Below are 24,110 nucleotides of genomic sequence, written 5' to 3'. Positions count from 1 at the left end.
CGCGGTCAGGCCAATGAGCTGTCAAACCGAACGGAAGGTGGAAGGTGTGGTATGGTCGTAACCAACTTTTCCGTCCCCGCTTTGCTGAAAGAACGGGCGGATCAGCAGGCTGACACTACCGCCTACACATACATCGACTACGGGTCGGACCCGAAGGGTTTTGTTGAGAGCTTGACGTGGTCGCAAGTTTATATGCGTTCATGCGTCCTTGCTGACGAACTCAAATTGTGTGGTGTGCCCGGTGATCGAGTTGCAATTTTGGCGCCACAGGGACTGGAATATATTATCGCGTTCTTAGGGGCTCTTCAGGCCGGATTTATCGCGGTACCTCTTTCGCCACCGCAGTATGCGATTCACGACGAACGCGTTTCGGCGGTGTTACGGGATTCTCAACCGATCGCTATTCTTACAACTTCATTTGTGGTTAGTGACGTGGCGAAATACGCATGTGAACAAGATGGGTGGAACGCTCCGTCTGTCATTGAGATCGATCTGCTTGACTTGAACGCGTCACTCCCGCTTCCAAAAGTCCCCCAGCCTTTTACTAGCCCGGCTTACCTCCAATACACATCCGGGTCGACACGTACGCCAGCCGGTGTTATGGTGTCGCATAAGAACGTTATCGCTAACGTGCAGCAAAGCATGAACGGCTATTTCGGCGATGCCGCAAAAACTCTGAACACGACCGTGGTGTCATGGCTTCCCTTGTTTCACGACATGGGCTTGATTCTTGGGGTCTGTGCTCCAATGGTCGCGGGGCGAAGCTCGGTGTTGTTGAGCCCTATGTCATTTTTGCGGCGCCCCGCCTGTTGGATGCAACTTCTTGCCACTACCCAGGCGTGTTTTTCTGCGGCACCGAATTTTGCCTTTGAGCTGGCCGTACGCAGAACGTCCGACGACGACATGAACGGACTCGACCTCGGGGATGTGGCCGGAATCATCAGCGGCAGCGAACGAGTCCATATCGCAACGGTGAAACGTTTCACCGAGCGCTTCGCTCGGTTCAATCTCAGCCCCTCGGTGGTACGACCCTCGTACGGGCTTGCGGAAGCGACCGTGTACGTGGCGGCTCCGGAACCTGGCACCGCACCTAAGGCGGTTCGTTTTGACTACGAATACCTGACGGCCAGTAAGGCTAAGGCCCGCCGAGCCGAAGGGAGTGTCGCGACCGAACTAATTAGTTATGGCTCCCCTGATGCATCGGCTGTGCGAATCGTCGATCCGGAGTCCATGATCGAGAACCCTGCTGGAATGGTTGGGGAGATCTGGGTACAGGGCGACCACGTTGCCATGGGGTATTGGCGGAAGCCCGAGCAGACTGCACGTACGTTCAATGCAAAGATTGTCAACCCCGCGCCTGGCACTTCGGAAGGTCCGTGGCTGCGGACCGGAGATCTGGGTGTTATGTCAGACGGCGAACTGTTCATCATGGGCCGCATCAAAGACTTGCTCATTGTCGATGGTCGCAACCACTACCCGGACGACATCGAAGCGACAATCCAGGAGATCACCGGCGGTCGGGTCGCGGCGATCACTGTGCCGGACGACCTCACCGAGCAGTTGGTGGCGATCATTGAATACAAGGAACATGGAGCGTCCGCGGAAGACCACATGCACAAAGTCCATTCGGTGAAGCGTGAAGTCACATCCGCTATATCGAAGTTACATAGTTTGCATGTGGCCGACCTCGTTCTGGTGTCACCGGGCTCAATCCCGATCACCACAAGCGGCAAGGTCCGACGTTCGGCCTGTGTCGAACGTTATCGCAGTGACGGATTCAAACGACTGGACGTGACGGTATGACGGCGAGCATTGGTAGCGAAGCTGACCTTTGCCACTGGCTAGTCAACTACTTGGTGACTAATATCGGCTGCACACCGGATGAAGTCGATCTTAATCTATCGTTGACCGACTTGGGTATGAGCTCCCGTGATGCAGTTGTGCTCTCCGGGGAATTGACCGATTTGTTGGGTAAGACCGTATCCCCGATTGACTTCTGGGAGCATCCGACGATCAACGCGCTGGCCGCCTATCTCATTGCTCCCGCACCTGACCCCGAATCAGAATCGGCGCCACGGCGCTCGGTCCAGGGTGCACTCGAGGAGCCGATCGCTGTCATCGGGATGGGGTGTCGTTTCCCAGGGGGGATATCTGGTCCAGAAGCGTTGTGGCAGTTTCTGTGTGACCGTCGTTCCTCCATCGGACAGGTTCCCAATGAACGGTGGGAGCTCTTCGACGACGGCTCGCCGGAAGTAAAAGCACTGCTCGCCCGTACTACGCGGTGGGGGTCATTCTTGGAGGATATTGACGCCTTTGACTCGGAATTTTTCGAGATCTCACCCAGCGAGGCTGACAAGATGGATCCGCAGCAGCGCCTTCTGCTGGAAGTGGCTTGGGAGGCGTTGGAGCACGCGGGAATTTCGTCCAACTCGCTGCGTCGTTCGCAAACAGGAGTATTCGCCGGATCGTGCCTGAGCGAATATGGTGCTATCGCTTCCACCGATCTCTCCCAAGTGGATGGCTGGAGCAACACGGGTGGCGCGATGAGCATCATAGCGAACCGCCTTTCGTATTTCCTCGACTTACGTGGTCCATCGGTGGCGGTTGATACGGCGTGCTCGTCGTCGTTGGTAGCGATCCACTTAGCCTGCCAAAGCCTGCGGACCGCGGATGCCAACCTGGCTATTGCGGCGGGCGTGAATTTGCTATTGTCTCCGGCCGTATTTCGTGGCTTCGACCAGGTCGGGGCGTTGTCGCCTACCGGTTGTTGCCGCGCGTTCGATGCTGCGGCGGACGGGTTTGTGCGCGGTGAAGGTGCTGGCGTAGTGGTGCTTAAACGGTTGACCGATGCGCAGCGCGACGGTGATCGGGTGCTTGCCATTATCCGCGGTTCTGCTGTCAATCAGGATGGCCGCTCCAACGGGCTGATGGCTCCTAACCCGGCGGCCCAAGTAGCGGTTCTGCGCACCGCGTATGCCAACGCAGCAATGCCACCGACTGCCATTGACTACGTCGAAACTCATGGGACCGGGACTCTGTTGGGAGATCCGATAGAAGCGCGCGCTTTGGGTGCGGTGCTGGGTCGGGGACGTGCCGAGGATTCTCCGCTACTGATCGGGGCTGTTAAGACTAACCTGGGTCACTTGGAGGCTGCTGCGGGCATCGCCGGCTTCATCAAGACAGTGTTGGCGGTGCAGCGTGGCCAGATTCCACCGAATCAGCGTTTTGAAAGCCCGAACCTGCATATTCCTTTTGCTGAGTTGCGTATGAAAGTTGTTGATAAGCATATGGAATGGCCGGATACAGGGCATCTGCGGCGCGCGGCGGTGTCATCGTTTGGCTTCGGTGGGACGAACGCGCATGTTGTCATTGAGCAGGGTCCTGAGCTGACACCGGTCACAGAATGCAGTTCCAACACTGCGGTGTCGACGTTGGTGGTGACGGGTAAGACGGCGTCGCGGGTGGCAGCGATGGCGGGGATGCTGGCCGATTGGGTTGAGGGGCCCGGTGCTGAAGTGGCGTTGGCTGATGTGGCCCATACATTGAATCATCACCGGTCGCGGCACGCCAAGTTCGGCACCGTGGTTGCCCGTGATCGGATCCAGGCAGTGGCTGGATTGCGGGCGTTGGCCGCCGGCAAACAGGCGCCCGGTGTGGTCGGGCAGCAGGATGGCACACCTGGGTCAGGAACGGTGTTTGTGTACTCGGGACGTGGTTCGCAGTGGGCGGGGATGGGGCGTCAATTGCTGGCCGATGAACCGGCTTTCACGGCCGCGGTTGCCGAGTTGGAACCGGTGTTTGTTGTCCACGCCGGTTTCTCGTTGCACGATGTGCTCGCTAATGGCAAAGAACTGGTTGGTATCGAGCAGATCCAGCTGGGGTTAATCGGCATGCAACTGACGCTGACTGAGTTGTGGCGTTCCTATGGGGTGCAACCTGATTTGGTGATCGGGCATTCGCTGGGTGAGGTGGCCGCCGCCGTGGTGGCTGGGGCGCTTACCGCCGCTGAGGGGCTGCGGGTGACAGCCACTCGGTCGCGGCTGATGGCCCCGCTGTCTGGGCAGGGCGGTATGGCACTGCTCGAACTCGACGCGGTCGAGACGGAGGCGTTGATTGTCGACTACTCGCAGGTGACATTGGCGATTTACAATTCGCCGCGCCAAACGGTGATTGCCGGGCCCACTGAACAGATCGATGAGTTGATTGACCGGGTGCGCGCGCAGAATCGGTTTGCCAGTCGGGTCAATATTGAAGTGGCCCCCCACAATCCGGCGATGGATGCGCTGCAGCCGCAGATGCGTTCCGAGCTCGCCGATGTGGCCCCACGGACTCCGACGATTCCGATCCTTTCCACCACCTATGCTGACCTTGGCTCGTGCCCGGTGTTCGATGCCCAGCACTGGGCCACCAACATGCGCAACCCAGTGCATTTCCAGCAGGCCATCATGACCGCTGGAACTGACCACCGCACTTTCATCGAAATCAGTGCACACCCGCTGCTGACCCAAGCCATTACTGACACCCTGCACGGTACCCGGTGCATCAGCATTGGGACCCTGCAACGCGATGCCGACGACACCGTCACCTTTCACACCAACCTCAACAACGTCCACACCGTCCACCCACCACACACCCCTCATCCTGCGGAACCACACGTAACTATCCCCAGCACTCCCTGGCAGCACACCCGCCACTGGATCCCTCGGAAACGTTCGGTCAACTCTATTGGATTGGCACCCCAGGTGGGCACGCTACTTGGCCAACACACCGCGGTCTCAGGGATTCTTCCTATCCACTTGTGGCAGGCGCGGCTAGCGCCGCAGGCCAAGCCGTACAGGGGTTGGCATCGAGTCCACGGTGTCGAGGTGGTCCCTGCTTCTATTGTGCTGCGCACAATCCTTTGTGCTGCAGCAGAATTGGGTTATTCTACGCTATTCGAGATCCGATTCGAGCAACCCATTTTCGCTAATCTCCCCCGTTTGATCCAAGTCGTCGTCGATAACCAATTGATCAGCCTGGCCTCAAGTCCGGCCACCGAAACTCCTCAGCACCGGTGGACGCGGCATGTGACCGCGCAGCTTTCCTCAGCATCGGCGCGTTCCGCGGTTCCATCGGACCACCCGGATCAGATTAATGGTCATCTTGAGGTGATTTCGGACCCGATTCCCGACGTAGCTTCGCTGCTCGCGCTGTGTGGGGTTGACGGCCTGCCTTTCGAGTGGTCCGTCAAGTCATGGGCGAAAAAGACGCAGCAGTCAACCAGCCGCACGGTTGAGATCGAATTTCCCGATACCCTGCCCGACGGGGCGATCGCGCCGCTACTCGACGCCGCAATTCTTATCCCAGCGCTGGCGGACGTTACCGAAACGCAATTTTACGTGCCGGCAAGCATTAAGCAGGTGTGGTTAGGCGACACCGCTACAGGACCATGTGGTGCGGTGACGCTAAATCGCACTGCTTGCGACGACGACGGGATTACCGTCGATGTCACCGTCGCCGACGGCAGCGGTGTGCCGTTGGCGTTGATGCGGTCACTTCGGTATCGAGCGTTAGACCTTGACAACGCGCAACAGGACTATTCGACTGTTTTCGTTGAATCCCATGTGGATGCCCTTACAGATGCCAGGAATTTCGTGCATGCGATCGATTGGCAACCGCGGACCGACCTGGATTGCTCCAACACCCCGGTAGCCAGTTCGGGGTCTGTCGCGGTAATCGGTGATGCTCGCGCTGGGTTTGGCTTGCTGCTCAAGGAGGCGGGCTATACGTTGGCTGCGCCTGCTGATGGGGTGTCTGAGGTACGTTACGTTGTTTATGTCGCGGATCCCCACCCGGCAACCACTGCCGAGACCGACGTCGACTTTGCCGTGCGAATCACTGCTGAGATCAGCGATTTGGTGAGGGCTTTGGCGAAGCGGGAGCCGGGCAAGCCTGTAGCACTGTGGATCGTCACACGCGGAGTTTACGAATCGGTGGCCTCGTCCGCGTTACGCCAGAGCTTCCTGTGGGGTTTTGGGGGCGTCATCGCCGCGGAGCATCCTGAGATGTGGGGTGGACTCGTCGATCTTGCGGCTAGTGCTCTTGGAGCCGATCGCGACGACATTCTCGACCAATTTGGGCCGACGCTTGCCAGTCTGCTTCAAACACCGACCAGGTCGATCGTGGTATTACGTGACGGCGTCGTGCTTGCCCCGACATTGGTGCCGATCCGAAGTGAGCCGGTGCGCAAATCTTTGCAATGCAAGTCCGATGGGGCCTACCTCATCACCGGCGGAATGGGTGCACTTGGTCTGCTGATGGCTGATTGGCTCGCTGACCGCGGCGCTCGTCGACTGGTGTTGATGGGCCGTACACCGTTACCGCCAAGGCGGGACTGGGAACTCGACACTCTCGATGCCGGACTGCGTCAGAAGATCGATGCTATTTGCGCCCTTGAGATGCGGGGAGTGACAGTCGAAGCCGTCGCGGTTGACGTCGGACACCACGACGATGTGCAGGCCTTGTTGGCCAAGCGTGACCGTGACGGCGCCGCGCCGATCCGGGGGATCATTCATGCGGCAGGCGTTACGAATGACCAACTAGTGACGAACATGACCGACGATCCGGTTCGTCAAGTTATGTGGCCTAAGATCGCCGGCTGCCAGGTGCTGCACGAGGCCTTTCCACCTGGCAGTGTGGACTTTTTCTACTTGACCTCCTCGGCCGCAGGAATATTCGGCATCCCGGGTCAGGGCTCTTACGCTGCCGCCAATTCCTACCTGGACGCGTTGGCGCGTACGCGTCGCCAGCAGGGCTGCCACACTATGAGCATCGACTGGGTAGCCTGGCGCGGGCTCGGATTCGCCGCTAACGCGCAGATTGTCAGTGATGAGTTGCAGCGAATGGGGTCGCGTGATATCACGCCTTCGGAAGCGTTCACCGCGTGGGAGTACGTCGATGCCTACGACGTTGCACAGGCGGTTGTATTGCCGGTCCCTAGGTCCTACGGGTCCGCCGGATCGACTGCCGGGGATAGCTATCTAGTCCCGGCACGAAATTGGTCGCAGATGGAGGCCGCCGAGGTACGGAAGGAGCTTGAAAGTGGCTTACGGACCATCATCGCCGCAGAGCTCCGGGTGGCCGAGGCGGAGCTGGATACAGATCGACCATTCGCCGAACTTGGACTCAACTCCCTTATGGCAATGGCGATTCGGCGTGAAGCCGAGCAATTCATTGGTATAGAGCTGTCGGCAATCATGCTGTTCAACCATCCAACCGTTGCGTTACTAGCCGCGTATCTGACAAAAGTTGTCGCACCGCAGCACGATTCGCAAGGAGACGAGATGGCCGCCTTATCCGCCTCGGCAGGAGGCGTATTAGATAGTCTCTTCGACCGCATCGAATCGACATCGACTGAGGCCGAAGGGTTGGTGTAAATGCGGACCGCTTTCAGCCGGATTTCCGGCATGACCACGCAGCAGCGCGCGGCTCTTATCGAAGAATTCACCAAGCTCTCTCGGATTGCTGTGGCAGAGCCCATCGCGGTAGTGGGGATCGGTTGCCGGTTTCCTGGGGACGTGACCGGGCCGGATAGCTTCTGGGATCTGCTGATCGACGGCCGCAACGCGATCTCGAGAGTGCCGGCTGATCGTTGGGACGCGGATGCGTTTTATGACCCCGACCCGTTGACGCCGGGTCGGATGACCACGAAATGGGGCGGTTTCGTCTCCGATATCGCGGGTTTCGACGCGGCATTCTTCGGTATCACGCCACGCGAAGCTGCAGCGATGGACCCGCAGCAGCGGATACTACTCGAGGTTGCCTGGGAAGCTCTCGAAAATGCTGGAATTCCACCGGATTCCCTGGGTAATAGCCGAACCGGCGTGATGATTGGCGTCTACTTCAACGAATACCAATCCATGTTGGCCTCCAGTCTGGAGAATGTAGACGCCTACAGCGGAACCGGAAACGCTCACAGCATCACTGTAGGCCGAATCTCCTACCTGTTGGGGCTGCGTGGTCCATCGGTGGCGGTTGATACAGCGTGCTCGTCGTCGCTGGTGGCGGTGCACCTAGCTTGCCAAAGTTTGCGGCTACGCGAAACTGACCTGGTCCTCGCCGGCGGAGTGAGCATCACGCTGCGCCCGGAGACGCAAATCGCAATTTCTGCATGGGGATTGTTGTCTCCGCACGGCAGGTGTGCGGCGTTCGATGCTGCGGCGGACGGGTTTGTGCGCGGTGAAGGTGCTGGCGTAGTGGTGCTTAAACGGTTGACCGATGCGGTTCGTGACGGAGATCTGGTGTTGGCGGTGGTGCGCGGTTCTGCTGTCAATCAGGATGGCCGCTCCAACGGCGTTACCGCTCCGAATACGGCGGCGCAGTGTGATGTGATCACCGATGCCTTGCGCTCTAGTGACGTTGCGCCCGAAAGCGTGAACTACGTCGAATCCCATGGCACCGGTACCGTCCTGGGTGACCCAATCGAATTCGAGGCGCTGGCGGCCACGTATGGCCGCGGTGAGAGCGCATGTGCGCTGGGGGCTGTTAAGACTAACCTGGGTCACTTGGAGGCTGCTGCGGGCATCGCCGGCTTCATCAAGACAGTGTTGGCGGTGCAGCGTGGCCAGATTCCACCGAATCTGCATTTTTCGCAATGGAATCCGGCTATCGACGCTGCATCGACTAGATTCTTCGTCCCCACTGAGAACTCCTCGTGGCCGATCTCGGACGGTCAAGCAGGGCCGCGGCGCGCGGCGGTGTCATCGTTTGGCCTCGGTGGGACGAACGCGCATGTTGTCATTGAGCAGGGTCCTGAGCTGACACCGGTCACAGAATGCAGTTCCAACACTGCGGTGTCGACGTTGGTGGTGACGGGTAAGACGGCGTCGCGGGTGGCAGCGATGGCGGGGATGCTGGCCGATTGGGTTGAGGGGCCCGGTGCTGAAGTGGCGTTGGCTGATGTGGCCCATACATTGAATCATCACCGGTCGCGGCACGCCAAGTTCGGCACCGTGGTTGCCCGTGATCGGATCCAGGCAGTGGCTGGATTGCGGGCGTTGGCCGCCGGCAAACAGGCGCCCGGTGTGGTCGGGCAGCAGGATGGCACACCTGGGTCAGGAACGGTGTTTGTGTACTCGGGACGTGGTTCGCAGTGGGCGGGGATGGGGCGTCAATTGCTGGCCGATGAACCGGCTTTCACGGCCGCGGTTGCCGAGTTGGAACCGGTGTTTGTTGTCCACGCCGGTTTCTCGTTGCACGATGTGCTCGCTAATGGCAAAGAACTGGTTGGTATCGAGCAGATCCAGCTGGGGTTAATCGGCATGCAACTGACGCTGACTGAGTTGTGGCGTTCCTATGGGGTGCAACCTGATTTGGTGATCGGGCATTCGCTGGGTGAGGTGGCCGCCGCCGTGGTGGCTGGGGCGCTTACCGCCGCTGAGGGGCTGCGGGTGACAGCCACTCGGTCGCGGCTGATGGCCCCGCTGTCTGGGCAGGGCGGTATGGCACTGCTCGAACTCGACGCGGTCGAGACGGAGGCGTTGATTGTCGACTACTCGCAGGTGACATTGGCGATTTACAATTCGCCGCGCCAAACGGTGATTGCCGGGCCCACTGAACAGATCGATGAGTTGATTGACCGGGTGCGCGCGCAGAATCGGTTTGCCAGTCGGGTCAATATTGAAGTGGCCCCCCACAATCCGGCGATGGATGCGCTGCAGCCGCAGATGCGTTCCGAGCTCGCCGATGTGGCCCCACGGACTCCGACGATTCCGATCCTTTCCACCACCTATGCTGACCTTGGCTCGTGCCCGGTGTTCGATGCCCAGCACTGGGCCACCAACATGCGCAACCCAGTGCATTTCCAGCAGGCCATCATGACCGCTGGAACTGACCACCGCACTTTCATCGAAATCAGTGCACACCCGCTGCTGACCCAAGCCATTACTGACACCCTGCACGGTACCCGGTGCATCAGCATTGGGACCCTGCAACGCGATGCCGACGACACCGTCACCTTTCACACCAACCTCAACAACGTCCACACCGTCCACCCACCACACACCCCTCATCCTGCGGAACCACACGTAACTATCCCCAGCACTCCCTGGCAGCACACCCGCCACTGGATCACCACACCGCTGGCAAGCACGACCGCGCTGCAACATCTCGACCGCAACAGGGTTACGACGCACGCTACCGGAATTGGAAACACGGAACTCGATGACTGGATCTACCAGCTTGACTGGCCGACTCGGCCCCTGACAAGTGAGCCTGGTGCGACGTGGGCCAGCAGCGGCTCGTGGCTGGTGGTGTCCGATGCCGGACTGTCGGATGAACTGGCTCGGTTGGTGGTATTGGCCGATCCTGCATCCCGGGTTGAGTACCTCGCACCTTCGGCGCTTGATCATGATGTGAGCACGCTGCATGACCTGCATAACGCTTTACGGGGTGTCGATAACGTACTCTATGCACCATCGGTCTCGACCGAATCTGTCGACCCTGTCGATCCGGAGTCCGGGTACCGGCTGTTCCATGCGGTGCGACGGTTGGCGGCCGCGATGGTTGCGGGTACTTCGAAACCGAAACTCGTCGTCGTGACTCGCAATGCTCAACCCGTTGCAGTGGGTGAGCGCGCCAACCCCGCCCACGCGGTGTTGTGGGGCTTTGGCCGAACATTGGCGCTGGAACATCCCGAAATTTGGGGTAGTGTCATCGATCTCGATGCGTCGATGCCTCCCGAGTTGGCTGCCCGGTGCATATTGGACGAAGTCGCTAGCCAGGACGAAAAAGACCGAGAGGACCAGGTCGTCTACCGAGCGTGTCTACGTCGCGCACCACGGCTGCAAAGGCGAACTGCATCCGCGGTGTCGTCGGTGAAGTTGAGTTCGGGGCAAGATACCACTCAGCTCGTCATCGGGGCCACCGGAAATATCGGACCGCATCTGATCCGTCAGCTCGCCGCGATGGGGGCCACGACGATCGTCGCCGTGTCTCGCAATCCCAGCACCCGGCTGTTAGAGCTGGATAAGAACCTCGCCGCAACCGGGACGAACCTCATCTCGGTTGCGGCGGATGCGACCGACCCTACCGCGATGACTGCGTTGTTCGATCGTTTTGGAGTGGATCTGCCTCCGCTAGAGGGAATCTACTTAGCGGCTTTTGCTGGCCGTCCGGTCTTGCTGAGCGACATGACTGATAACGACGTGGTCGCGATGTTCCGACCCAAACTGGACGTCGCATCGCTGTTGCACCGTTTGTCGCTGAAACAGCCTGTAAAATACTTTCTTTTGTTCTCCTCGATCTCAGGTCTTATCGGTTCACGATGGCTGGCGCATTACACCGCGACCAGTGCTTTCCTGGACATTCTGGGCTACGCCCGGCGGCTGGTAGGATTGCCTGCCACTGTCGTGGCCTGGGGCTTGTGGAAATCGCTGGCCGACGCGCAGCAAGACGCGACCCAGGTAAGCGCTGAATCCGGCCTGCAACCCATGACTGACGACGTAGCGATCGGGGCATTGCCGTTGGTGATGAGCCCGGACGCGCCAGTGCATTCGGTTGTGGCGGCAGCGGATTGGCCGCTACTGGCCGCTGCATACCAGACCCGCGGGGTGCTGCGCATGGTCGATGACCTGCTGCCCGCACCGGGCGAGGTACTGATGCAGGAAAGTGAATTCCGCAAAGCCCTACGGACTTGCCAGGCAGAACGCCGACATAACATGTTGTTCGACCACGTTAGTGCTCTGGTCGCCAAGGCGATGGGACTGCTTCCCGCTGAAACACTCGACCCGTCGGCTGGCTTCTTCCAACTAGGCATGGACTCGCTGATGAGCGTGACGTTGCAGAGAGCCTTGTCGGACAGCCTTGGCGAGTTTCTGCCGGCGTCTGTCGTTTTTGACTACCCGACCGTGTACAGTCTTACCGATTATCTGGCCACTATACTGCCTGAATTTCTGGAACCAGAAGCACCATCTGGGCGGACAACGGCCGACGCATATGACGAATTCACTGAATCCGAGTTGTTGGATCAACTTTCGGAAAGACTAAGAGGAACGCAATGACCGCCTCGACACCTGATCGCCGGGCGATCATCACCGAGGCGTTGCACAAGATCGATGATCTCACTGCACGCCTGGAAATCGCCGAAAAGTCCAGCACTGAGCCGATCGCAGTGATCGGCATGGGGTGCCGATTCCCGGGCGGGGTCAACAACCCCGAACAGTTCTGGGATCTGTTGTGCGATGGCCGAAGCGGCATCGTTCGGGTTCCTTCCGACCGATGGGATGCCGATGCCTACTATACGGACGATCACACCGTGCCGGGCACGATATGCAGCACCGAAGGCGGTTTTCTCACCGGCTGGCAGCCTGATGAGTTCGATGCGGAGTTCTTCTCAATTTCCCCGCGCGAAGCATCGGCAATGGACCCGCAGCAGCGGTTGTTGATTGAGGTCGCTTGGGAAGCGTTGGAAGACGCGGGTGTCGCGCCGCACACCATTCGTGGGACTCAAACCTCGGTATTCGTCGGTGTTACCGCTTACGATTATATGCTCACGTTGGCGGGCCGGTTGCGTCCCGAAGATCTCGACGCCTACATACCAACCGGAAATTCGGCGAACTTTGCTGCTGGACGGTTGGCCTATATCCTCGGGGTTCGTGGACCGGCCGTGGTCATCGACACGGCTTGCTCGTCGTCGTTGGTGGCGGTGCACCTGGCGTGTCAGAGCTTGCGTCACCGAGAAAGCGACGCGGCTTTGGTGGGTGGAACCAATTTGTTGCTTAGCCCGGGACCGAGCATTGCATGCTCGCGTTGGGGGATGCTATCTCCGGCGGGGCAATGCAAGGCCTTCGATGTGTCCGCCGACGGGTATGTGCGTGGCGAGGGTGCCGGGGTGGTGGTGCTTAAGCGGTTGGATGACGCGGTGCGCGACGGCAACCGTATCCTCGCCATAGTGCGTGGCTCGGCGGTCAACCAGGACGGCGCCAGCAGCGGAGTGACCGTTCCCAACGGGCCGGCGCAGCAGGAGTTGTTGCGCACCGCGTTAGCGTCGTCGAAGTTGACGGCTGCTGACATTGACTACATCGAGGCCCATGGAACGGGAACGCCGTTGGGTGATCCGATCGAACTCGACTCGCTGAGCAAGGTTTTCAGCGATCGGCAGAGCCGGCGGGGCTCTGTCCCGTTGGTGATTGGGTCGGTGAAGACTAACCTCGGCCATCTGGAAGCGGCAGCTGGGATCGCTGGGTTCATCAAGGCGGTGCTGGCTGTGCAACGTGGTTTCATTCCGCGGCACCTCAACTTCCACCAGTTGACAACACATGCCAGTGAGGCTGCATCGCGGCTAAACATTGCGTCCGAAGGCCTCGAATGGCCGACTGTCGGTCGGCCGCGCCGGGCGGGGGTGTCGTCGTTCGGCGTCAGCGGGACGAATGCACATGTGGTGCTCGAGCAAGCACCGGACCCGGTAGCAGTGCCAGCACCTGGGCCGGCGCTGCGCCTTGTTCCTGCGGTGTCGACACTGGTGGTGTCGGGTAAGACAGTGCAGCGGGTGGCCGCGACAGCATCGGTGCTGGCTGATTGGATGGAAGGCCCTGGAGCTGCGGTGCCGCTGACTGACGTTGCGCACACCCTGAACCACCACCGGGCCCGGCACACCAAATTCGGCACTGTGGCGGCCGTTGATCGGGGCCAAGCGGTGGCGGGGTTGCGTGCGCTGGCCGCGGGTCAATCCACCTCCGGTGTGGTGGCCCCCCGTGACAGCGTTGTTGGTCCGGGCACTGTGTTCGTCTATTCGGGCCGAGGATCGCAGTGGGCCGGAATGGGTCGCCAACTGATGGCCGACGAGCCGGCATTCGCCGAAGCTATTGCCAAACTAGAGCACGAATTTGTTGTACAGGCAGGTTTTTCGTTGCACGAGGTAATCGCCAACGGCAAGGAGCTCGTAGGCATCGAACAGATCCAGCTGGGACTGATGGGAATGCAGCTGGCGCTGACCGAGTTGTGGCGCTCCTACGGGGTAGAACCCGATGCGGTGATCGGTCACTCTATGGGCGAAGTCGCCGCCGCGGTAGTGGCCGGGGCTCTGACTCCTACCCAGGGTTTACGGGTCACTGCGACCCGATCGCGGCTAATGGCGCCATTGTCCGGTCAGGGCACAATGGCGTTGCTCGAACTCGACGCCGTGGCCACTGAGGCGTTGATCGCCGACTATCCGCAGGTGAGCTTGGGGATCTATGCTTCCCCGCGCCAAACTGTGATTGCCGGGCCGACGGCCATGATCGATGCTCTGATTGACAAGGTGCGCCAGCAGGACGGTTTTGCCACCCGAGTCAACATCGAGGTGGCACCGCACAACCCAGCCATGGATGCGCTGCAACCTCAGATGCGTTCGGAGCTAGCCGATCTCACTCCGCAGCAACCAACCATCCCGATCATCTCTACCACATACGAGGACTTCGGCAGCACCCCTGTCTTCGACGTCGAGCACTGGGCGACTAACATGCGTAATCCTGTGCGTTTTCAGCAGGCCATTACTCACGCTAGTAGCGGTGTCGGCGGCGACTATCACACCTTCATTGAGATCAGCGCACACCCACTGCTCACTCATTCGATCAGTGACATTCTGTGCAGCATCGCCGGCACAGCCGAAGAAAATGCTGTCGGTGCGGGCTATTTGAGCATCGGCACCCTACAACGCGATGCTCACGACACACTCGAGTTCCACACCAACCTCAACGCTACGCATACCAGCCGCCCTCCCCGAACTCCTCATCCGCCCGAACCGCACCCGGTGCTGCCCATCACTCCGTGGCAGCACACTCGCCATTGGATCAGTGCCATGTCGGCGGCATACCACAGGGCAGACACTCATCCTCTGCTTGGCGTTGGTGTTACCGATCCCACCAGTGGCACCAGAGTATGGGAAAGCCAATTGGGCCCTGATCTGCTGTGGCTGGGGGATCACGTTATTGACGATCTCTGCGTATTGCCGGGTGCAGCCTACGCCGAGGTTGCGTTGGCGGCCGCGACGGACACCTTTCCAAACGAGCGAGTCGAAGGAGATCAGCCGTGGATGATCTATGAGCTTGACCTTCATCAGGTTTTGCACGTGACCGAAGGCACTGTTCTCGTTACCACGCTCACCGGCGACCAGCAGCGGTGCCGGATTGAAATGCGCACTCGCAACGGTTTTTCGGGTTGGACCACTCATGCCACTGCCACTGTTGGTCCTGCCGAGTCAGTGCAACCGTCAGATCGCGAGGAGCGCACCGCAACCCCGGTCGATGTGGTGGATGAACTGGGCCCCGAAGACTTGTATCAGCGGCTGTGCAGCGCCGGTCAACAGCATGGTCCGGCGTTTCAAGGGATCGTCGGGCTTGCGGTTGAAGAATCTGGTGCCGCCCGCGCTGAGGTGCGGTTGCCTTCGTCGGCCAGAATGGGTTTCCGCGACTTCTTGCTGCACCCGGTAATGATGGATATTGCGTTACAGACACTGGGTGCTACCCGGATGGCGACCGATTTAGCCGGAGGGCCGACCGCCCGGAAAACATTGGTCCTACCAGTACGTTTTGCGGGCGTGCATGTGTACGGTGATGTCACTCGCGGTGTCTGTGCTGTCGGGTTGCTGACCGCAACCGAGGGCTTGGATCGGCTGGTTGGCGAAGTTGTCCTGACTGATCTGGACGGGCAACCGCTACTTGTCATCGACGAAGTCCAGATGACGGTGCTTGGAGCCGGCAGCGACGCAACGGAACTCACCGATCGCCTATTCACGTTGGAGTGGGAACCTACACCGCTGTATAAGGAGGTTTCGAGATCTTCCGCGCAAGGTGGCTTGTTGTTGATCGGTGACGTCGCCGCGGGTGACCCGCTGTTGCTTGCCTTACAGTCGTCGCTGCGCGCCCGATTGAGTGAAAATGGGCCTCCACCAGTGGATTGCGTCTCCTTTAGCGACGAAGTGAAGCTGCAGGCGGCGATCACTCGAACCGACATCAGCTGGGATGGCATCGTCGTGGTGTGTCCGCCGCGAGCGAGCGATGAGTCTTTGCCCGATGATGCTCAACTGGAACTAGCGCAGACGCGCACACTTCAGATCGCCGGCGTGGTTCAAGCAGTGACGCAAATGGGTGCTCGCAAGAGTCCACGGCTGTGGATCGTCACCCGAGGTGCGCAGCAGCTTAACGCAGGCGAGTCAGTAACGTTGGCGCAGACTGAGCTACGTGGAATTGTCCGAGTGCTGACGTTCGAGCATTCGGAACTCAAAGCGACCCTGCTTGACATTGAAGCTGACGGCACCGACTCACTTGACGACCTGACCGAGGAGCTGCTGGCCGGCTCGAACCACGACGAGGTCGCCTACCGGGACGGACAACGTTATGTCAACCGGTTGGTGCCGGCTCCCATCACGCCGAAAGGCGAACTTGCCGGCGAAACTCGTCGCAAGGTTGTAGAACTGGGTGGCTTAGGTGCTGTCCAGCTGCAGATCGATCAACCCGGACGACTGGACGCATTGACGGTGCACCAAGTCAAGCGGGGCGAGCCGGAAGGCGATCAGGTCGAGGTTCGTGTCGTCGCTGCGGGACTCAATTTCAGCGATGTGCTCAAGGCGATGGGTGTGTACCCGGGACTCGACGGTGGAGCACCGGCGATCGGTGGCGAGTGTGTCGGCTACGTGACAGCCATAGGAGACGACGTTGACTCTGTCGAGGTTGGTCAGCGTGTTATCGCCTTTGGCCCCGGCACATTCGGAACATACGTGGGTACGATTGCCGATCTCGTCGTCCCAATCCCCGACACCTTATCCGATCACGAGGCAGCCACGTTCGGCGTAGCGTACCTCACCGCCTGGCACTGCCTGTGCGAGGTTGGGCGGCTGTCTCCCGGTGAACGTGTGCTGATCCATTCCGCCACTGGTGGTGTCGGCATGGCTGCGGTTTCGATCGCCAAGATGCTCGGTGCCCGCATCTACACAACGGCCGGTTCGGATGCCAAGCGACAAATGCTGTCCGAGCTCGGTGTCGAGTATGTCGGTGACTCGCGAAGTGTGGACTTCGCCGACGAGATACTCGAGCTCACGCACGGTTATGGCGTCGATATCATTCTCAATTCTCTTGCAGATAAAGCGATTCAGCGCGGTGTGCAGATACTTGCTCCCGGTGGAAGGTTCATCGAAATCGGCAAGAAAGATGTCTACGACGATGCCAACCTGGGCTTGGCCGCGCTGGCAAAGAGTGCTTCCTTCTCCGTAGTAGACCTTGATTTGAATCTGAAACTGCATCCTGCCCGGTATCGCCAACTGCTGCAACACATCTTGGCGCACGTGGCCGATGGTAGATTGCCGGTGCTTCCTGTCACTGAATTCAGTCTGCACAACGCTGCCGATGCATTTCGGCTCATGGCCTCCGGCAAGCATACCGGCAAGATCGTCATATCAATACCGTATGAGGGCAACATTGAAGCGATCGCGTCCCCGCCACCCGTTCCATTGGTCAGCCAAGACGGCGGTTACCTGGTCGTTGGCGGTATGGGCGGTCTTGGCTTCGTCTTCGCGCGATGGCTGGCCGAGCAAGGAGCGGGATTGATTGTCTTGAACGGACGTTCGTCCCCCAGCGATGATGTTACGGCGGCCATAGCGGACTTGACCGCAGCGGGCCACCGGATTGAGGTGGTCACGGGCGACATCTCTGAACCCGGTACGGCGGACCGACTGGTGCATGCGGTCCAAAGCGCAGGCTTCCGGCTGGCCGGAGTCCTGCACAGCGCCATGGTTCTCGCTGACGAGATCATGCTGAATATGACGGATTCTGCGGCGAGGCGGGTGTTCGTTCCCAAAGTCACCGGCAGCTGGCGGTTACATCAGGCCACCGCTGCGTTCGAAGTCGATTGGTGGTTGACCTTCTCCTCGGCTTCCTCGCTGCTCGGTACACCAGGGCAGGGTGCGTATGCCGCCGCGAACGCGTGGGTCGACGGCCTGGTAGCCTATCGGCGTTCGCTTGGACTACCCGCCGTCGGAATCAACTGGGGCCCATGGGCTGAGGTGGGGCGTGCCCAATTCTTCGCTGGTCTCGGTGTTTCGCTGCTCACCGCCGAGCAGGGTCTGGCGGCGATGCAGACGGTGCTTGCCGCTGATCGTGCGCAAACTGGTGTGTTCAGCCTCGATGCGCGGCAGTGGTTCCAATCTTTCCCGGCTGTGGCGGGTTCGTCGTTGTTCGCAAATTTGCGCGACACGGCAACCCTGAAAAGCGGGGAGCGGCGCGGCGTGGGCAAGATCCGTGCGCAACTGGACGTTCTCGACGCAGCCGAGCGCCCGGGACACCTCGCGTCGGCGATCGCCGACGAGATCAGAGCGGTGCTACGCTCGAGCGATCCAATCGACCACGACCGGCCGCTGGAAGCGCTGGGTCTTGATTCCTTGATGGGCCTGGAATTGCGAAACCGGTTGGAAGCCAGTCTGGGCATCACGTTGCCTGTCGCGCTGGTATGGGCATATCCGACAACTGCTGACCTTGCGGCCGCACTATGCGAACGAATGGACTATGCGTTACCGGCCGAGGTGCAGGAGGCGACTGACACAAACGCGGAACTGTCCAAAGCGGAGATGGACCTGCTCTCTGATCTGGTCGAAGCCAGCGAGCTGGAAGCTGCAACGAGAGGCGAGTCATGACGAGCTTGGCAGAGCGTGCGGCGCAGCTGTCGCCGAACGCGCGCGCGGCACTGGCACGCGAACTTGTCCGTACCGGGACTGCTTTCCCAACCGACATTTCAGAGCCAGTCGCGGTGGTGGGCATCGGATGTCGTTTCCCGGGGAATGTAACTGGCCCGGATAGTTTTTGGCAGCTGTTGGTCGATGGCGGGGACGCGATCAGCGAAGTTCCGCCAGATCGGTGGGATGCGGATGCGTTCTACGATCCCGACCCGTCGGCGTCAGGGCGGATGACGACGAAATGGGGCGGCTTCGTTCCCGACGTTGATGCTTTCGACGCCGAGTTCTTTGGCATCACACCTCGCGAAGCCGTGGCGATGGATCCGCAGCATCGGATGCTGCTCGAGGTTGCCTGGGAATCCCTTGAGCACGCCGGCATTGCACCGGATTCGCTGAGCGGCACTCGAACTGCGGTGATGATGGGACTTTCCTCGTGGGACTACACGATCGTCAACATCGAGCGCAGAGCCGATATCGATGCCTACCTGAGCACCGGAACTCCGCATTGCGCGGCAGTAGGACGGATCTCGTATTTGTTAGGATTGCGTGGTCCGGCGATGGCCGTGGACACTGCGTGCTCGTCGTCGCTGGTGGCAATCCACCTGGCTTGTCAGAGCTTACGGTTGCGTGAGAGTGACGTGGCATTAGCCGGCGGTGTGCAGCTCATCTTGTCGCCTTTCACCGCCATCGCGTTGTCCAAGTGGTCGGCGTTATCACCGACCGGACGATGCAATAGTTTCGATGCCAATGCGGATGGATTCGTGCGTGGCGAAGGTTGCGGAGTAGTGGTGCTAAAACGGCTAGTTGACGCGCTGCGCGACCAGGATCGTGTGCTGGCTGTGGTTCGTGGTTCGGCGACCAATCAAGACGGTCGGTCCAACGGCATGACCGCGCCTAACGCGCTGGCGCAGCGCGACGTTATTACTACCGCCTTGCGGCTCGCGGATATCACCCCAGACAGCGTTAACTATGTTGAAACACATGGAACCGGAACAGTGTTGGGAGACCCTATCGAGTTCGAATCGCTGGCTGCCACTTACGGCCGCGGCGAAAGCTCCTGTGCTTTGGGGTCGGTCAAGACCAACATCGGCCATCTAGAGGCTGCCGCCGGAGTGGCCGGATTCATCAAGACGGTGCTGGCGTTGCAGCACGCGTACATTCCGCGTAATGTCCACTTTACTCAATGGAACCCGGCCATCGACGCATCCACGACTCGGCTGTTTGTGCCCACTGAGAGCGCACCATGGCCGGCAATTCCGGGCCCGCGTCGTGGAGCGGTGTCATCGTTCGGGCTCAGTGGGACTAACGCCCATGTAGTGATTGAGCAGGCGCCAGACACGACTGTACCTATATCGGCAGCTGTTGGTAGGCAGTATGTTTCGGCTCTGGTGGTGTCGGGTAAGACTGTTACGCGGGTGGCGTCGGCAGCCGCAGTGTTGGCTGACTGGATGTCGGGACCGGGCGCGGCGGCACCACTCGCCGACGTGGCGTACACGCTGAACCAGCACCGGGTTCGGCACCCCAAGTTGGCAACCGTGATTGCGCGTGATCACGCGGATGCCGTTGCGGGGTTACGGGCGCTGGCGGCCGGACAGCCACGAGTGGGAGTGGTGGGTTGTGATCAGCATGCAGCTGGGCCCGGTCGAGTTTTTGTGTATTCGGGTCAGGGCTCGCAGTGGGCCGGGATGGGTAGGCAGCTGCTGGTCGATGAGCCGGCCTTCGCCAAGGCGGTAGCTGAACTGGAGCCCACGTTCGTTGCTCAGGTAGGTTTTTCGCTGGAGCATACACTCGCCTATGGCGACGAGGTGGTAGGTATCGAACGCATTCAGCCGGTGCTGGTGGGGATCCAGCTGGCGCTCACCGAGTTGTGGCGTTCTTACGGGGTGACTCCGGATGCTGTGATTGGGCACTCGATGGGTGAGGTGTCCGCGGCAGTGGTAGCCGGCGCGTTGACGCCCGAGCAGGGCTTGCGGGTGATCGCTACCCGGTCCCGGCTGATGGCGCGTCTGTCGGGTCAGGGCGCGATGGCATTGCTAGAGTTGGACGCCGACGCCGCCGAGGCTCTGATTGCTGACTACCCTGAGGTGACGTTGGCAGTGTACGCTTCGCCACGCCAATCGGTGATTGCCGGCTTGCCGGAGTCGGTGGATGCGGTGATATCGGTGGTGGCGGAGCAGAATCGGTTAGCGCGCCGCGTCGATGTCGAGGTGGCTTCGCACCATTCGATCATAGATCCGATTCTGCCCGAGTTGCGAAATGCGCTAGCGGATTTGGTTCCGCAGACGCCGATCATCCCGATAATCACCACCACTCACGAACACACCCAGGCGGTGATGGACGCCGACTATTGGGCGGCTAACCTGCGCAACCCGGTGCGATTCCACCAGGCCATCGCACAGGCTGTTAGCGGCGTCGGTGGATTCAATCGTACCTGCCACTCTTTCATCGAGATCAGCCCCCACCCCGTGCTCACACACGCTATCACTGACACCGTCGGCGGGTCCGGAGGCCATGTTGTCACGTCGGCGATGAACCGCGACCTCGACCAGACCCTGTTCTTCCACGCCCAACTTGCCACCGTCGGGGTGACCGAGTCGGATAGCGCCAAGGGTCGATTGGTGGACCTGCCACCCACGCCGTGGCAACATTCGCGATTCTGGGTTGCGGATCGATCAGCGATGTCGGAGCTGGCCGTGGCCCACCCGTTGCTCGGTGTGCATGTCGAAATGCCCGGCAGTGGAGACCACGGCTGGCAGGCAGATGTCGGAACCGACGTATGTCCCTGGCTAGCTGACCATAAGGTATTCGGCCAGCCTATTATGCCGGCTGCTGCGTTTGCTGAGATCGCTGTGGCGGCGGCCAGCGAAGCGCTCGGTGTACCCGCTGGCACTTCTGGGGCCAATATTGTAATCCACCAGTTCGAGGTCGAGCAAATGCTTTCCCTCGACAACCACACACCGCTCACGACGCAGTTGACCTATCACGGGAACAGCAAAATTCGGGTCGAGATCTATTCTCGCTCACCTCGCGGTGATTTCTCTCGGCACGCCACGGCCAATGTTGAGCATGTATCGCACAATGCCGTGCAGCCGTTCCAGCAAGCACCCGGTTCTTCGAACGGGGTAACCGTGTCTCCAGCCGATTTCTACGCTGTGCTACGGCAGACTGGTCAACACCATGGCCCGGTGTTTGCTGTCTTGACCCGGATAACTCGGCTGCTTGACGGTTCCGCGGAAACCGAGATCACTCTTCCCGACGAGGTTCCCCGGCATCCCGGATATCGACTCCATCCCGTTGTACTAGATGCGGCATTGCAAAGCGTCGGTGCCGCAATACCTGACGGTGAGGTCGCTGAGTCGGCGGAAGTCAGCTACCTGCCGGTGTCGTTCGAGGCGATCCGAGTGTACCGCGACATCGGTCGGCACGCCCTGTGTCGGGCACGTTTGACCAACCTCGACGGGGGTACCGGCAAGTTGGGCAAGATCGTCTTGATTGACGACGCTGGTTACGTAGCAGCCGAAGTGGATGGCATTTACTTGCGACGTATTGAACGCCGTGTGGTGCCATTACCGTTGGCGCAGAAGATCTTCGACGCTGAGTGGATCGAAAGCCCGATCCCGGCTTCGCGAGCTTTGGAGCAGATTACCGAGACAGCGCGCGCAAGTTGGTTGGTACTTACCGACTGGGATCCTTCGATCAAATCCCTGACAGACGAATTCATTGCGAGATGGCGCTCACCAATGCGACGGGTGTACACTGCAAATCTCCACGACGAATCGGCGATGCTTGCCGCATTCGCAGAGACGGCGGGTGATCCAGAGCACCCACCTATTGGCGTGGTCATCTTCGTCGGCGGTGCGGCAACCGGGCTGGACGATGGGCTGGTGCAAGCGCGAGACTCGGTGTGGTCGATCTCGACTGTCGTTCGTGCGATCGTAAGTACGTGGCATGGCCGATCGCCACGGCTGTGGTTGATCGCCGGTGGTGGTCTTTCCGTTCAGGATGACGAGCTGGGGGCTCCCGCGACGGCTGCTTTGAAGGGCCTGGTGCGAGTGCTGGCCCTGGAGAATCCGGACCTGCGCGCCACCCTGCTCGATCTGGATGCCACGCAAGATCAGATCGCAGCACTGACTGCAGAATTGCACAATTCTGCGAGCGAGTTCGGTGGCGATGATGTGATCGCGTGGCGGGGTCAACACAGATTCGTCGAACGGCTGTGTAAGGCCACATTGGATGCTGGCAAAGACAATCCTGTGGTTCGCCCCGGAGCGGCATACATCGTGACGGGTGGTCTTGGTGGCCTTGGCTTAGTCGTTGCCAGATGGTTGGTAGATCGCGGTGCCGGCCGGGTGGTCCTGGGCAGCCGCAGCGACCCCACCGAGGAGCAGCGCAAAACTCTGGTCGAATTGGAAGCTCGTGCCGAAATTGTGTTTTTGCGCGGCGATGTGACGTCGCCAGGTGTGGCCGAGAGTCTGGTCGCGGCGGCAGGACGAGCGGGCGGCCAGTTGCGCGGCATCGTGCACGGTGCGGCGGTCATCGAAGACAGTCTGGTGTTCACCATGACCAGAGAAAACTTGGAGCGAGTTTGGGCGCCTAAGGCCACTGGCGCGCTGCGGATGCACCAGGCCAGCGTTAGCTGCGAGCTCGACTGGTGGTTGGGGTTTTCCTCTGTTGCTTCGCTCTTGGGCTCGCCCGGACAAGCGGCATATGCATGTGCCAGTGCATGGCTCGACGCTCTGGTCATGTGGCGCAAGGCATCCGGTTTGCCATCGGCGGTGATCAACTGGGGTCCGTGGTCAGATGTGGGTGTCGCCCAGGCTTTGGTAGGCAGTGTTCTAGATACAATCACTCCGGCAGAGGGCATCGAGGCTATCGACTCGTTGCTGGCTGCCGGTCGGACTCGCACGGGCGTTGCCCGGTTACGTGCCGATAAGGCTCTGGTCGCATTCCCGGAGATGCGTAGCATCAGCTACTTCACCTGGGTGGTCGAGCAGCTGGCCGCGGCGGGTGACCTGGGTGACTGGGTCGGGTCCGACACGCTTGCCGATCTCGATCCGGCAGAGGCCCAGCGCGTGGTGACCGAGCGGATGTGCGCGCTTATCGCGGCGGTTATGGGTTACGCTGACCGATCAACAGTTAATCCTGCTGTGCCGTTGACCGAGCTGGGGCTGGACTCCCTGATGGCGGTGCGGATCCGTAACGGTGCACGGGCGGACTTCGGCGTGGAGCCGCCGGTGACATTGATTTTGCAGGGCGCGTCCCTGCAAGACTTGACCGCCGATGTTGTGCGTCAACTTGGGCTCGCGGGCCCAAAGCAGGCGCTCGAGAACGCTGACACCGTTCGCGACCGCGTTCAGCAGCGTGCGGCGGTGCGACGTGGAGCCGTGATGCGGCGCCGACCTAAACCTGACGTACAGGGAGGATAGAAACC

5 protein-coding genes are annotated in these 24,110 nt (G+C 60.3%); all 5 read left to right on the top strand.

Annotation, left to right across the window (positions count from 1 at the left end; genetic code table 11):
* Positions 1-51 precede the first annotated feature (51 nt).
* From fadD26 to ML_RS12080, 5 genes are read left to right on the top strand one after another with little or no spacing between them, the layout of a single operon-like run.
* Positions 52-1,803 (top strand): long-chain-fatty-acid--AMP ligase FAAL26/FadD26, encoded by a 1,752-nt coding sequence (gene fadD26 / locus ML_RS12100; protein ID WP_010908857.1) that lies wholly within the window; start codon positions 52-54, stop codon positions 1,801-1,803.
* A complete protein-coding gene (locus ML_RS12095; RefSeq protein WP_010908856.1) occupies positions 1,800-7,415 on the top strand; it encodes a type I polyketide synthase in 5,616 nt (1,871 codons plus the stop codon). Before fadD26 ends, ML_RS12095 begins: the two co-directional genes overlap by 4 nt.
* Positions 7,416-12,038: a type I polyketide synthase gene (locus tag ML_RS12090; protein ID WP_010908855.1), complete on the top strand. Its 4,623-nt coding sequence runs from the start codon at positions 7,416-7,418 to the stop codon at positions 12,036-12,038.
* Positions 12,035-18,640: a type I polyketide synthase gene (locus tag ML_RS12085; protein ID WP_010908854.1), complete on the top strand. Its 6,606-nt coding sequence runs from the start codon at positions 12,035-12,037 to the stop codon at positions 18,638-18,640. The genes ML_RS12090 and ML_RS12085 overlap by 4 nt, the downstream gene beginning before the upstream one ends.
* Positions 18,637-24,105 carry a type I polyketide synthase gene (locus ML_RS12080; protein WP_010908853.1) on the top strand — a complete coding sequence of 1,823 codons (5,469 nt, stop codon included), beginning with the start codon at positions 18,637-18,639 and terminating at the stop codon, positions 24,103-24,105. Before ML_RS12085 ends, ML_RS12080 begins: the two co-directional genes overlap by 4 nt.
* Positions 24,106-24,110: the final 5 nt, after the last annotated feature.

Origin of the sequence: Mycobacterium leprae TN, from assembly GCF_000195855.1 — a bacterium.
In the GTDB taxonomy this organism is placed as follows: domain Bacteria; phylum Actinomycetota; class Actinomycetes; order Mycobacteriales; family Mycobacteriaceae; genus Mycobacterium; species Mycobacterium leprae.
This window is presented reverse-complemented; position numbering and strand designations above follow the sequence as displayed.